This window comes from Amycolatopsis sp. NPDC003865, assembly GCF_053605345.1.
Genome location: NZ_JBSGJA010000017.1, coordinates 146233 through 159637 on the forward strand (window position 1 = coordinate 146233; position 13405 = coordinate 159637).

Below are 13405 nucleotides of genomic sequence, written 5' to 3' on the forward strand. Positions count from 1 at the left end.
AGATCGGTGCTCCCGCCACTCCCGACGCGAAAGGCACCGGTGAGAGCCGCCCGCAGAACCCTTGTCGCCGCGCTCGCCGCCGCGGCCCTGCTCGCCGGCGTTCCCGCCACCGCCGAGGCCCGAGCGCGGCTCCTGCTCGTGGCGCGGGTCCGCGACACCGTCACCGTCGTCTGCGCCGAACACGCCGGCACAGTCGCCTGCCGCCCGGTGCACCGGGCGCGGCCCTACCTGGTCGTCGCCTTCACAACCGCGCCAGCTCCGTCCGGACCGCGGCCGCGCGCTCCGCTCCGCCGTACTCCCCCAGCAGCTCCAGGGCTTTCGTGAACACTTCCCGGGCCCGGTCGCGCTCGTCCCGGCCCACGTGGGCGCGGCCCAGCTCGGCCAGCGTCATCGCCTCGTACAGCCGCACCCCGGCCTCGCGCCAGAGCGCGACGCTGCGGCTCAGCTCGTCGACCGCGACGTCGAACCGGCCCAGCTCGCGGTGCACGGTCCCGATCCGCATCCGGCCGTACGCCATGCCGCGGACGTCTCCGGTCTCCGAGCCGACCGCCACCGCTTCGCTCGCGTACGCCAGTTCGCGCTCGCGGTCGCCCTGGCGTCCGTACAGCACCGCCAGGTTGACCAGGTTCAGCGTCTCGACGTGGCGCAGCCCGAGCGACCGGTTGAGGGCCAGGCTCCGCTCCCCGAAGCCGATGGCCGCCTCGACGTCGTCGCCGAGACCGTAGACGAAGCAGAGGTTGTTGAGGGTGCCCGCCAGCTGACGCTGGTCGCCGATCGCCTCCCAGTCGGCGAGGCTGCGGCGCAGCAGCGCGTGCGAGCGCCGGAAGCCGGCCGCCTCGCCACCGCCGGCGAGCTCCGCTTCGGCGACGCCGAGGTCGTTGCGCAGGGTCGCGGCCGCGACCGGGTCGACACCGTCGACGAGCTCCAGCGCGACCTCGTCGACCTGGATGGCGTCCCGCCACCGGGCCCGCGCGCGGTGGTACTCGTAGAGGCCGAGCCCGACGGCGGCGATCGCCTCGGGCGGCACGCCGGGGGTGGCGGCGGCCTGCCGCACGACGGTGACGAGGTGGGCCTGGTGCCGGTCGAGCCAGGCGAACACCTCGTCGGCCGACGCGGGGCCGCCCGCGCCCCACCGCCCGGCCGCCCAGTCGTGGCGGTGCGAGGCCGCCGAGACGAGCGCCATGCTCCGCCAGGCCATCGCCGCGCAGAGTTCGACGACGCGGGTGATCGCCGCGGCCCGCTCGCCCGGCGGCGCCTGCTCCCGGCCGTAGAGCCGGAGCAGGTCGTGCAGCCGGTACCACCCCGGGGCGGGCGTGGTCAGCAGGTGCTCGTCGGTGAGCCGGTCGAGCAGCTCCTCCGTCTCGGCTTCGGGGGCGTCGAGCAGCCGGCTCGCGACGGGCACCGACAGCTCCGGGACGTCGAGCAGCGACAGCAGCGGGTAGGCACGCGCGGCGGTCTCGTCCAGCGCGCCGAAGGCCAGGGCGAAGCCGGCGCGGACGCCCGTTTCGTCGAGCCGGCGGCGCTCGTCGTCGAGCCGGTGCGCGAGGTGGGCGACGGGCCAGCGCGGCCGCGTCGCGAGCCGCGCGCCGACGAGGTGCAGGGCCAGCGGCAGGTATCCGCACAGGCGCGCGACCCGGCGCGCGGCGGCGGGCTCGGCCGCGACGCGCGCGGCGCCGATCTCGGCCGCGAGCAGGCGGAGCGCGTCCGCCTCGGGCAGGACGTCCAGCAGGACCTGGTGCGCCTGCGGCAGGTCCGGCAGGGCGGCCCGGCTGGTGACGATGGCACCGGAGCCACCGGCGCCGGGCAGCAGCGGCGCGACGTGCGCGGCGTCGCGGGCGTTGTCGAGCAGGAGCAGGACGCGTTTCGAGGCGAGCAGCGTCCGGAAACGGGCGGACGCGGACTCGAGCGACAGCGGCTTCGGCGGTTCGCCGCCGAGTTCGCGGATGAGCCGGTCGAGCAGGTCCAGGGGGTCGGGCGGGTCCGCGGCGTGGCCGCGCAGGTCGAGGTGGAGCGAGCCGTCGGGGAAGCGCCGGGCGAGCCGGTGGCCCGCTTCGAGGGCGAGCGCGGTCTTGCCGGCGCCGGCCATCCCGCCGATCGCGACGACGACGCTGTCGCGGGACTCGAAGAGGGCGAGGACCCGGCCGAGTTCGGCGTCCCGGCCGGTGAAGACGGCGATGCCGCCGGGCAGCTCCCGCGGGACGACCTTCGCGGCGGCGGGTTTCGCGGGACGCGCGGCCGCTTCGGCGAACTCTTCGCGGGCGGTGCCGGTGAGGCCGAGGGCGTCGGCGAGCCGGTCGAGGGTGTCGCGGTGCGGGAACCGCCGGTCGCCGCGTTCGAGCGCGCCGACGGCCTGGCCGCTGAGCCCGGACTTCTCGGCGAGCGCCTCCTGGGTGAGCCCCGCGGCGCGGCGCAGCCGGCGCAACCGCGTGCCGAACGAATCCATCCCCGCCCTCCTCCCCGCAAGGAGGATCACACGCGGGCCCGGCCGGGCGCCAGCGACCGAGGATTGTCGCCGAAGATCGTATCGCTTATCGTATACGACACTGTTCCCTCCCGACTCCGCGAGGTGACCCGTGCCCGCCCCCACGACCCTGATCGCCCGGGACTTCACCGAGTTCCGCGCCGCCGTCTCGCAGTCCTTCGTCCCCCTGCACGTGACCGCCGGCGGTGACGGCTTCCGGGGCCGGATCCGCTCCTCGGGCGCCGACGAGGTGCAGGTTTCCGAGGTCACCGCGTCCCCGCACGTCGTCGAACGCACGCCCGAGCTCATCGCACGCGGCGACCGGCGCTACTACAAGCTGAGCCTGATCCTCGCCGGCACCGGGCTGCTCGTGCAGGACGACCGCCAAGCCGTCCTGCGCCCCGGCGACGTCGCCCTCTACGACACCCAGCGGCCCTACTCGCTGGTCTTCGAAGAGGACTTCCGCACCCTGGTCGTGATGTTCCCGCAGCGGCTGATCGACCTGCCCGCCGAGCTCGTCGGCAGGCTCACCGCCGTGCGCATGTCCGGCAAGGAGGGCGTCGGCAACGTCGTCGTCCCCTTCCTCGCCCAGCTCGGCGGGAACCTGGACCAGCTGGCCGGCCCGGCCGGCGCCCGCCTCGCGCACAGTGCCGTCGACCTGCTGTCCACGCTCGTCGCCACCGAACTCGACCTGGCGACCGCCGACCCGCACCACGAGCTGATGCGCCGGATCCGCGCGCACATCGACGCGAACCTGCCCTCGGCCGACCTCACCCCCGCGCGGATCGCCGCCGAGCACTTCATCTCCACCCGGCACCTGCACGGCCTCTTCCAGGAGCAGGGCACCACGGTGGCGGGCTGGATCCGCACCCGGCGGCTCGAGCACTGCCGCCGCGACCTGCTCGACCCGGTGCACGCCGGCCGCCCGGTCGCGACCATCGCCGCGCGCTGGGGGTTCGTCGACGCCGCCCACTTCAGCCGGGTCTTCAAGAGCGCGTTCGGCCGCGCGCCGAGCGAGCTGCGGCGCGAGTTGACCGTCAGCGACCGGTAGTTGCCCCGCAGCGCCTGACCGCTCGCCCCGGCTCCGGTGCCGCCCGACGATGAGGCCATGCCCGAAGCCCCCACCGACGGCTGGCGCACCTACGACGAGTTCGCCGCCGGGATCGCCACCTACCGCCTGCCGAACGCCGACCTCACCGGCCGGGACGTCACGCTCACCCTCGACGACGGCGAAGTCCTCGCGCTGAGCTTCAAGGACGCCGGACACGTGGTGTGCAACGGCGTCGAGGACCCGTACGACGCGGTCGCCGTGCGCGACGACGTGTTCTTCGTGAACCTGCCGCTGACCAGCGTCGACGGCGAAGCGCTGACCGTCGTGTACTCGACGACGACCCACCGCGCGCTCGCCGTGCGCTCGGTGATCGGCGCGGAGGACGTCGTCCCCCGGGTGTCCCAGAGCTTCCGGTCCGGGGTCACCGGCGGCGGCACCCCCTCCGGCCTGGCGCCCGGACCGTCACGCGACCTCATCGGCAAGCGCAACGTCTACCGCTACAGCCCGGACCACCTCTACGAGCACGTCTACCTCTCCTCGGAGCGCTACGCCTGGCAGTGCCTCGAAGGGGTCCAGCGCGGCCACGGCGACGTGGACCTCTCGACCGTCTGGCGGTTCGCCGACGGCCTCTACCTGTTCTGCTTCCGCGAGTTCCGGATCGCCGTCGCGAGCGTGTGGCTGCACGACCTCGGCTACGCACTGCGCACCACCGGCGTCTTCCTCGGCCTGACCGGCGACGGCCGGTCCGAACACTCCCGCGCCGGCGGGCACGTCTACCCGCTGGGCTCGGTGGCCTATCCCGACGCCCAGCCCGTCTGAAGGAGCCCCCGTGTCCACTGTGGACGTCATCCGCGCGCACTACGCCGCCAGCGACGCCGGCGACCTGGCCGGCATGCTCGCCCCGCTCGGCCCGGAAACGACGTGGACGGAAGCCGCCGGTTTCCCCTACGCCGGTACCTACACCGGCCCCGACGAGGTCCGTTCACACGTCTTCGAGGCGATCGGCCGGGACTGGGACGGCTACACCTTCGCCCTCGCCGAGCTCCTCGACGCCGGGGACAGCGTCGTCGGCGTCGGCACCTACACCGGCACCCACCGCCGGACCGGCCGGTCCTTCACCGCCCGCGTCGCGCACCTCTGGCGCTTCGACGGCGGCGAACTCCTCTCCTTCGAGCAGATCGTCGACTCCGCGCCCGTCGTGGCCGCGGCCCGGGAGCAGTCATGAGAAAGATCCTTCCCGTCCTGACGGCCGCGCTCCTCGTCACCGCGGGCTGCGCCGGGTCCGACGCCGGCGGCTCCGGCCCGATCGTCGTCGGGTCGGTCAACGCGCTGAGCGGGGCGGCCACGTTCCCCGAGGCCTCCCGCGCGGCCAAGGCCGTGTTCGACGCGGCCGACGCGGCCGGCGGCGTCAACGGGCGGCAGATCGAGTACAAGGCGATCGACGACAAGGGCGACCCCGCGGCCGCCGCCGCGGCCGCCCGCGAGGTGGTCGGCGGCGACGCCGCCGTCGCGCTCGTCGGGTCGTCCAGCCTCATCGAGTGCGAGATCAACGCGAAGTACTACGAGCAGCAGAAGATCCTTTCGCTGCAGGGCATCGGCGTCGACCCGGCGTGCTTCTCCAGCCCGAACATCGCCCCGGTCAACGTCGGCCCGTTCCACGACATGACGCTCACCCTGCTGTACGGCTCGGAAACGCTGAAGCTGACCGACATCTGCGCGCTGCTGGAGATCGCGGGCAACACGCTGCCGGCCTACCGGGCCGCGATCGACGAGTGGACGAAGATCACCGGCAAGAAGCTCAAGTACGTCGACGCGACCGTCCCTTATGGAGGGTCGGACTACACGTCCGCCATCGTCAAGGCGCGGGCCGCCGGCTGCAAGGCGATCACCGTCAACCCGGTCGAGCCCGACTCGATCGGCCAGCTCAAGGCCGCACAGGCGCAGGGCTGGAACGACGTGACCTGGCTGCTGCTGACCAGCGTCTACAGCGAAAACTACGCGAAGGCGATTTCGAACGCCGGCGCCGGGGTGTACGTGCCGGCCGAGTTCTACCCGTTCACCGACGCCGGCAGCCCGCAGACCAAGGAGTGGCGGGACCTGATGACGAAGAACGGGATCCCGCTGACGTCGTTCAGCCAGGGCGGTTACCTGGCGGCCAGGTACTTCCTCGACGTCGTGCGCGGGATCAAGGGCGACGTCACCCGGGAGTCGGTGACCAGGGCGCTGCGGGAGATGAAGCCGGTCAGCGACCCGATGGTCGGCACGCCGTACGTGTTCGGGCCCGCGCCGACGCACCACGACAACACCGCCGGCTGGCCGATCAAGCTCGCCTCCGGCACGAACAAGTGGGAGCTGGCCGCGCAGGACTGGCTCCGCATCCCCCGGTCCTAGGAGGACGGTCATGCTGCAGGGCGCTCTCGCCGGTCTCGCCGCCGGTGGCCTGTACGCGGTGCTCGCGGTGTGCCTGACGCTGATGTCGCGCCTGGTGCGCGTGGTCAACTTCGCGCAGTCGGCCACCGGGATGTCCGGCTGTTACGTCGCGGTGTTCCTGGCCGTCCACTGGGGACTCCCGGAGTGGCTGGCGACGCTCACGGGGATCGTGCTCGGCGGCGCGCTGAGCGCGGTCCTCGGCTGGATCGTCTCGACGTGGCTCGCCGAGGCCGACACCGGGACGCGCTCGGCGGTGACGGTCGCGGTGCTCCTGCTGCTGATCTCGCTCGCGTTCATCCTGTTCGGGAACAAGCCGCAGCCGTTCCACCCGCTGCTGGCCGGGCCGGCGTTCACGGCCGGCGGTGTGGTGGTCAGCCAGGTGACCGTGGTGACGGTCGTGCTGGCCGTGCTGGTGGCGCTGGGCTGCCGGGTGGTGCTGGCCCGCACGACGCTCGGCGTCCGCCTCCGCGCGCTGTCCGAGCGGCCCACGACGGCGGAACTGCTGGGCATCCCGGCCCGGCCGCTGTCGGTCGGCGTGTGGACGGCGACCGGGGTGATCGCGACGCTCGCGGTCTCGATCGTCGCGCCGTCGCAGTCGAACGACCCGACCTCGCTGGCGATGCTCGTGGTCCCGGCGGCCGCGGCGGCGTTGCTCGGCGGCTTCCGGCGGCTGGACCTGGCCGTGGCGGGCGGGCTGGCGCTGGGCATGGCGCAGGGCGCCGTCGCCCAGTCGGACGAGCTGTCGGTGCTGCGGTACTTCCTCCCGTTCCTGGTCATCGTGGCGCTGCTGCTGTGGACACAGCGCAAGGAGGTGTGGGATGCGGCTCGCTGAACGCCCGCTCGCCCGGGCGGCCCTCCCGATCGCCGTCGCGGCCGCGGCGGTCGGCGCCGGCTACGGGCTGAGCGTCGGCCTCGCCGGCTACTTCGTCTACCTCGGCGTCAGCGCCGTCGTCGCGGCGATCGCGCTGCTCGGGCTCGGCGTCGTCACCGGGACCGCCGGGATGATCTCGCTGTGCCAGCTGACCTTCGCCGCCGTCGGCGCTTTCGTCGTCTCGGCGTGCAACGTCGCCGGCGTGCCCGGCGGGTTCGTGGTCTGGCTCCTCCTCGGTGGCCTGGCCGCGGCGATGGCGGGGGTGCTCGTCGGGCTGCCCGCGCTGCGGCTGCGCGGCATCACCCTGGCCGTGGTCACCCTCGGCCTCGCCGCGGCCGCGGACCTGACGCTGGTGCAGATCCAGTTCCCCGGTGCGACCGAGGGACTCCCGGTCGAGCGGCCGGAGGCGTTCTCCGACGACCGGTCGTACTTCCTGTTCGCCGTCCTCGTCCTGGTCGCCTGCGGGCTGGCCGTGCACTTCCTGCGCCGCGGCCGCTGGGGCAGCAGCTGGCACCTCGTCGCCTTCTCCGAGCGGGGCACCGCCGCGGTCGGCGCCGGGGTGCGGACGTCGAAGCTGACGGCGTTCGCGGTCGGCGCCGCGCTCGGCGGGATCAGCGGTGGCCTGCTCACCGGCCAGGTCGGGCTCGCCTTCCCGGCCAGCTTCACCGCGATCCAGTCGCTCGCGCTGTACGTGCTGGCGATCATGTCCGGCGCGCACCTGATCGACATGGCGGTGTTCGGCGCGCTGCTCTGGGTCGCGGTGCCGGAACTGCTCAAGCGCTGGGGCGTGCCGCAGGACTGGGGCTTCGTCGTCTTCGGCGTGCTCGGGATCCAGGCGCTGGCCGGGCGCGGCAACCTCGGCACGGCCGTGCGCACCCTCTGGTACCGGTCCCGCGTGCCGACCGGCATCGAACTCGCCGCCGTCGGGGAGGCCGAGCCGCTTCCTCCCGGCGATCCGGTGCTGGAGGTGCGCGGGCTGAGTGTCCGCTTCGGGCACGTCCAGGCCTTGTCCGAAGTGGACATCTCGGTGCCGGAGCACGGCATCCTCGGCGTGATCGGGCCCAACGGCGCCGGGAAGTCCACTTTGGTGGACGTCGTCAGCGGCTTCCTGCCGCGGGCCACCGGAACCGTCACGCTGGACGGCCGTCCGCTGACCGGCTCGCCCGCCCGGCGGGCCCGGCGCGGGCTGCGGCGGACGTTCCAGCAGGACCGCGTCCCGCCCGGGCTGACGGTGGGCGCCTACGTCCGGTTCGTCGCCCGGCGCCGGGTCACCGGCCGCGAAGTCGCCGACGCGCTCGGGTTCTTCGGCTGTCCGCCGGCCCGGACGCCGCTGTCGCGGATGGACGCGGGCGCGCGGCGGCTCGTCGAAGTCGTCGGGCACCTGCTGGCGCGGCCGCGGGTGCTGCTGCTCGACGAGCCGGCCGCCGGCCTGCCGCACGAGGAGCACATGGCGTTCGGGCGGCGGCTGCGGGGTGTCCCGGCCCGGTTCGGGGTGTCGGTGCTGCTCATCGAGCACGACCTCGACCTCGTGCGGTCGGTGTGCGACCGGCTGACGGTGCTCGACTTCGGCGAGGTACTGGCGAGCGGGCCGCAGGCGGACGTGCTGGCCGACCCGGCGGTCCTCAAGGCGTACATGGGCGAAACGGAGTTGCTGTGACGGCGTTGCGAGTCCACGGGCTGACGGTCGAGCGCGGCGCCGGCCCGGTCATCCGCGAGGTCGCGTTCACGCTGGAGCCGGGCCGGATCACCGCGCTGGTCGGGCCCAACGGAGCCGGCAAGACGAGTCTCCTGGAGGCGGTGTCCGGGGTCGTGACGCCGTCGGCGGGCAGTGTCCACGTGGGTGCCGTGAACGTCACCCGGCACTCGCGGGTGGCGCGGGCGCGGCTCGGCCTGGCGCACGTCGAGCAGGGCCGGGCGGTGTTCCCGGGGCTGACGGTGCTGGAGAACCTGCGCCTGACCGCGCGCACCCCGGCGCGCGTGGACGAAGTCCTGGAACTGTTCCCGGAACTGGAGAAGCGCCGGGACTCCCCCGCGGCGCTGCTGTCGGGCGGCGAACAGCAGATGGTGGTGCTGGCGCGGGCGTTCGCGGCGCGCCCGGCGTTCCTGCTGATCGACGAGATGTCCCTCGGCCTGGCGCCGGTGGTGTTCACGCGGCTGCTGCCGGTGGTGACGCGGTTCGCCGCCGAAGGAGCGGCGATCCTGCTGGTGGAGCAGTTCACGCACCTGGCGCTGGGCGTCGCGCAGGAGGCGCTGGTGGTCTCCTCGGGCCGGGTGACGTACGCGGGGGACGCCCGGACGCTGCTGGACTCCCCCGCGACGTTGCACACCGCTTACCTGGGGTCCTGATTCACATGCCGGCGCGTTCGAAGGCCAGCGTCGGCAGGTCGACCGCGTGGGCGCCGCCGTCGGCGACGAGGACCGCGCCCGTGATGTAGGACGACTCCGGCGAGCCCAGGAACCGGACCACCGCCGCGATCTCCGCCGGCTCGGCCGGGCGGCGCAGCGGGACCTCCGCCGTCACGCGCCGGTAGCCCTCGTCGTGGCCGCCGGTGAAGCCGGCCGCGGCGGCGAACTGGTCCATCTCGCCGTCGGCCATCGGTGTGCGCACCCAGCCCGGGCAGACCGCGTTGGCGCGCACCCCGCGTGGCCCGAAGTCGCGGGCGATCGAGCGGGTGAGGCCGATCAGCGCGTGCTTGGCGACGGTGTACCCGGCGACGTTCGGCCCGGCGAACAGTCCCGCCAGCGACGACACGACGACGACCTGCCCGCCGGTCTCCACCAGCGACGGCAGCGCGGCCCGGCAGAACACGAACGCGCTGGAGAGGTTCGAGCGCAGGGCCAGCTCCCACTCGTCGTCGCCGGTGTCGACGACCGAGGACAGGCCGTGCCCGCCGGCGTTGGCGACGACGACGTCGAGCCGCCCGTACTCGCCGATGATCGCGGCGATCGCGGTTTCGGCGTCGTCGCGGACGCTCGCGTCGCAGGCGATGACGTGCGCGCCGGTCTCCGCGGCGACCTTCTCGAGGGGTTCGCGGCGCCGTCCCAGCACGACGACGTGCGCGCCCTCGTCCGAGTAGCGCCGCGCGACGGCCGCGCCGATGCCGGTGCCGCCGCCGGTGACGGCGACGACCCTGGTCGTGGTGTCCACTGTGGATCCTTTCCTAGGCGGGGAAGGCCGAGCGGGCCGACATCCCGAAGTCGGCCAGCAGGGCTTGGCCGTTGACCGGCCGGGACGCGGGAGAAGCGAGGAAGAGCACCTGCCGGGCGACGTCGCCGGCGGCCTGGACGGGGAAGGCGGGGTCGTCGAGGAGGTCCCCCAGGTCGCCGCGCGCCATCGGGGTGTCGACGACCGACGGGCAGACGCAGTTGACGCGGACGCCGGGGACCTCGACCGCCAGGGCCCGGGTCATGGCGACGACGGCGCCCTTGGAGGCGCAGTAGGGCACCATCCCGGGCGCGGCGGCAAAGGCCGAGTCGCTGCCGAGGAGGACGACCGAACCACCCTCGGTCAGGTGCGGGAGGGCGTGTTTGACCAGCAGGAACGGGCCGGTGACGTTGACGGCGAGCACGGCGGCGACCTCGGCGGCGGTGGTCGCGGCGAGCGGCTTGCCGACCGGCCCGGAGATCCCGGCACAGCCGACGACGACATCGAGGCCGCCGAGCCGCGCGGCCACCGTGCGGACGGCGGCGGCGAAGCCGGGCTCATCGGTGACGTCGGCGCGGGCGAAGACGACACCGGGCTCCGGAGGGCCCGCGTCCCGGTCGATCACCGCCACCCGCGCGTCCTCGGCCTGGAACGCCCGCGCGCACGCCAGCCCGATGCCGGACGCCCCGCCGGTCACCAGCACCGCCTTGCCGGCCAGTTCCCATCCCATGCGCCCATCCTCGCCGCCGGTGACCCGCCCGTGGTTGGCCTCGGGCGCACCCTTGTTGTCCGCCGCCGCACGGGTGATTCCGCGCGACCGCGAAGCGCGCGAGACTGCCCAGGGTGAGCACGCCGCACCCCCTCGACCCGCTGACCGCCGCCGAACTCTCCGCCGGGCGCGGCCTCCTCGCCGACGCCGGGCTCGTCACCGGCACCGTCCGGTTCCCCCAGGTCGTGCCCCTCGAACCGGCCAAGGCCGACGTCCGGGCCGGCACCGGCACCCGGCGGATCCGCTACACCCTCCTCGACACCGCCACCGGCGAATCGGGCGAAGCCACCGTCGACGTCACCAAGAACGAGGTCGGCTGGGCCGGCTGGACGGCCGGGCCCGGCCAGCCGTCCTACCTCTTCGAGGAGTACGAACTCGCCGAGCAGCTGACGAAGGCCTCGGCGGGCTGGCAGGCCGCGATGGCCCGCCGCGGCCTCGGCGGCCGGATCGACCACGCCTTCTGCGCGCCCCTCGCGCCCGGCCACTTCGGCCGCGAGGACGAGACCGGCCGCGTCATGCGGTCGCTGACCTTCCTGCGCGAAGACGACGGCGACAGCCCGTGGGCCCACCCGGTCGAAGGCCTGATCGTGCACCTCGACCTCACCAGGCGGGACGTATTGCGCGTCGAAGACGAGGGCGACGTCCCGGTGCCGGCCGAGCACGGGCGCTACACCGGCGTCCCGGCCCGGACGACGCAGCGGCCGATCGAGATCACCCAGCCCGCCGGACCGAGCTTTGCCGTCGACGGCACCGAGGTGACCTGGGAGGGCTGGCGCCTGCGCGTCGGCTTCAACTCCCGCGAAGGCCTGACCCTGCACCAGGTGAGCTTCCAGGACCGGCCGGTCCTCTACCGGGCCTCGGTCCCGGAGATGGTGGTCCCGTACGGGGACGTCGCGCCCGGCCGGTTCTGGATCAGCTACTTCGACGCCGGCGAGTACCAGTTCGGCAAGAACGGCAACGACCTGCGCCTCGGCTGCGACTGCGTCGGCGAGATCCGCTACCTCCCAGCCTGGGTCGCCGACGACCACGGCGAACCCGTCGAAATCCCGCGTGCGATCTGCCTGCACGAGGAGGACGACGGCATCCTCTGGAAGCACACCGACCTCGCCGGGACACCGGAGGTGCGCCGCTCGCGGCGGCTGGTCGTCTCCTCGATCTCGACCATCGGCAACTACGACTACGGCCACTACTGGTACTTCCACCTCGACGGGTCCATCGAATTCGAGGCGAAGGCCACCGGCGTCGTCTTCTGCGGTGCCGGCACCCCGGGGCGGGAGCAGCCGCACGCCACCGAACTCGCTCCCGGCCTGTTCGCGCCGGTGCACCAGCACCTCTTCTGCGCCCGGCTCGACGTCGAGGTCGACGGCGAGCGCACCAGCCTGCACGAGGTCGACGTCGTGGGCGTGCCGACCGGCCCGGGCAACCCGTACGGCAACGCGTTCACCTGGCGCAGCACGCCGCTGCGGACCGAAAGCCAGGCCCAGCGCCTCGCCGACCCGGCCCACGCCCGCGTCTGGGAGGTCCGCAGCGCGGAGCGGGTGAACCGGCTGGGCAGGCCGACCGCCTACCAGCTCGTCCCCCGGCCGTCGGCGACGCTGATGGCCCAGCCCGGAGCGTCCGTGCACGCGCGGGCCACCTTCGCGACGCGGCACCTGTGGGCGACGCCGTACCGCGAAGACGAGCGCTACCCGGCCGGCGAGCGGCCGGGCGCCCACCCGGGTGGCGCGGGCCTGCCCGCCTGGACCGCCGCGGACCGCGACCTGGTCGACGCCGACCTCGTGCTCTGGCACGTCTTCGGGCCCACCCACGTCCCGCGGCCGGAGGACTGGCCGGTGATGCCGGTGGACAAGTCCGGCTTCCTGTTCCGGCCGTACGGCTTCTGCGACCGCAACCCCGCGCTCGACCTGCCGTCGGGCGACCACTGCGACCACTGAGGAACGATGACTCTCTCCGACACTTCGACCTGGCTCCCCCTCGACGGCCTCGCGCCCGGCTTCGACGCGAACAAGGCGCCGGCCGTCGACGACCTGCGCGGCCGCGAGTTCGTCCTGCGCGACGACGACGGGCCGGTCTTCACCTGGCCCGGCTCCGGCGAAACGTTCCTGGTCGACGACGACCTCTACTACGTCCAGATCCAGCCGGCGGAACGCGAGGCGGTCTCGCTCTTCCTGGACCTGCGCGACGGCCGCGCGCTCGTCGTCACCACGACGATCGGCGACCACGGCACCCCGCGCGTCACCCAGCAGTTCCGGCCCGCGACCATCGACGGTCACGAGGTCCGCGGCGAGGCGATGGCGCCGAGCACCGCGCTGATCGGCCGCCGCGTGCTGTGGGTCTACAGCGCCGAACACGCCTACGAACACGTCTACCTCAGCCCGCACTGGTACACCTGGCAGTGCCTGGCCGGGCCCGAGCGCGGGCTGGCCGACACCGACGAGAACACCGTCTACCGGGTGCGGCCCGGCATCCACGTCTTCACCTGGCGCGAGAAGGTCATCCCGTGCGCGTCGGTGACCGTCGCCGACCACCGCGACGCCCGGAACCTGCGTTCCCACGGCGTCCTCTTCGGACTCGACGCCACCGGCGAACGGCCGACGCACTTCACCTTCGGCGCGCACGGACGGCTGCTGAGCACCACCGTCCACCCCGGACCGTACGACCCGGCGGCGGGCTGAGGC

Annotated in this window: 12 protein-coding genes; 9 read left to right on the plus strand and 3 right to left on the minus strand. The window is 73.9% G+C overall.

Annotated elements, in window-relative coordinates; genetic code table 11:
• Positions 1-241 precede the first annotated feature (241 nt).
• Positions 242-2443, minus strand: coding sequence for a tetratricopeptide repeat protein (locus ACWEVP_RS34115; protein WP_452066692.1), 2202 nt, complete (start codon positions 2441-2443; stop codon positions 242-244).
• Positions 2444-2573: 130 nt separating this feature from the next.
• Between ACWEVP_RS34115 and ACWEVP_RS34120 the strand changes: the two genes are divergently transcribed.
• Genes ACWEVP_RS34120 through ACWEVP_RS34150 form a run of 7 tightly spaced genes read left to right on the plus strand, consistent with a single transcriptional unit; the run spans position 2574 to position 9159 of the window.
• The gene (locus ACWEVP_RS34120) at positions 2574-3512 is read left to right on the plus strand and encodes an AraC-like ligand-binding domain-containing protein (protein WP_452066693.1); all 939 of its coding nucleotides are present in this window, start codon (positions 2574-2576) and stop codon (positions 3510-3512) included.
• Between the two features lie 57 nt (positions 3513-3569).
• Positions 3570-4331, plus strand: a complete 762-nt coding sequence (locus ACWEVP_RS34125) for a MoaF C-terminal domain-containing protein (protein ID WP_452066694.1) — start codon at positions 3570-3572, stop codon at positions 4329-4331.
• 10 nt (positions 4332-4341) lie between these two features.
• Positions 4342-4737, plus strand: a complete 396-nt coding sequence (locus ACWEVP_RS34130; RefSeq protein ID WP_452066695.1) for a nuclear transport factor 2 family protein — start codon at positions 4342-4344, stop codon at positions 4735-4737.
• The gene (locus ACWEVP_RS34135) at positions 4734-5903 is read left to right on the plus strand and encodes an ABC transporter substrate-binding protein (protein ID WP_452066696.1); all 1170 of its coding nucleotides are present in this window, start codon (positions 4734-4736) and stop codon (positions 5901-5903) included. The genes ACWEVP_RS34130 and ACWEVP_RS34135 overlap by 4 nt, the downstream gene beginning before the upstream one ends.
• 10 nt (positions 5904-5913) lie before the next feature.
• The gene (locus ACWEVP_RS34140; protein ID WP_452066697.1) at positions 5914-6774 is read left to right on the plus strand and encodes a branched-chain amino acid ABC transporter permease; all 861 of its coding nucleotides are present in this window, start codon (positions 5914-5916) and stop codon (positions 6772-6774) included.
• Positions 6761-8470: a branched-chain amino acid ABC transporter ATP-binding protein/permease gene (locus ACWEVP_RS34145; protein WP_452066698.1), complete on the plus strand. Its 1710-nt coding sequence runs from the start codon at positions 6761-6763 to the stop codon at positions 8468-8470. Before ACWEVP_RS34140 ends, ACWEVP_RS34145 begins: the two co-directional genes overlap by 14 nt.
• Positions 8467-9159 (plus strand): ABC transporter ATP-binding protein, encoded by a 693-nt coding sequence (locus ACWEVP_RS34150; protein WP_452066699.1) that lies wholly within the window; start codon positions 8467-8469, stop codon positions 9157-9159. Before ACWEVP_RS34145 ends, ACWEVP_RS34150 begins: the two co-directional genes overlap by 4 nt.
• A 1-nt stretch (position 9160) precedes the next feature.
• On the opposite strand, the gene ACWEVP_RS34155 is transcribed toward ACWEVP_RS34150, so the two are convergent.
• Positions 9161-9961, minus strand: coding sequence for an SDR family NAD(P)-dependent oxidoreductase (locus tag ACWEVP_RS34155; protein ID WP_452066700.1), 801 nt, complete (start codon positions 9959-9961; stop codon positions 9161-9163).
• A gap of 13 nt (positions 9962-9974) precedes the next feature.
• Complete coding sequence (locus ACWEVP_RS34160) at positions 9975-10688, minus strand: SDR family NAD(P)-dependent oxidoreductase (protein WP_452066701.1); 714 nt, start codon at positions 10686-10688, stop codon at positions 9975-9977.
• Between the two features lie 113 nt (positions 10689-10801).
• On the opposite strand from ACWEVP_RS34160, the gene ACWEVP_RS34165 reads away from it, so the two are divergent.
• Complete coding sequence (locus ACWEVP_RS34165) at positions 10802-12661, plus strand: primary-amine oxidase (protein ID WP_452066702.1); 1860 nt, start codon at positions 10802-10804, stop codon at positions 12659-12661.
• Between the two features lie 6 nt (positions 12662-12667).
• A complete protein-coding gene (locus ACWEVP_RS34170; protein ID WP_452066703.1) occupies positions 12668-13402 on the plus strand; it encodes a MoaF C-terminal domain-containing protein in 735 nt (244 codons plus the stop codon).
• The last annotated feature ends 3 nt before the right edge of the window (positions 13403-13405 follow it).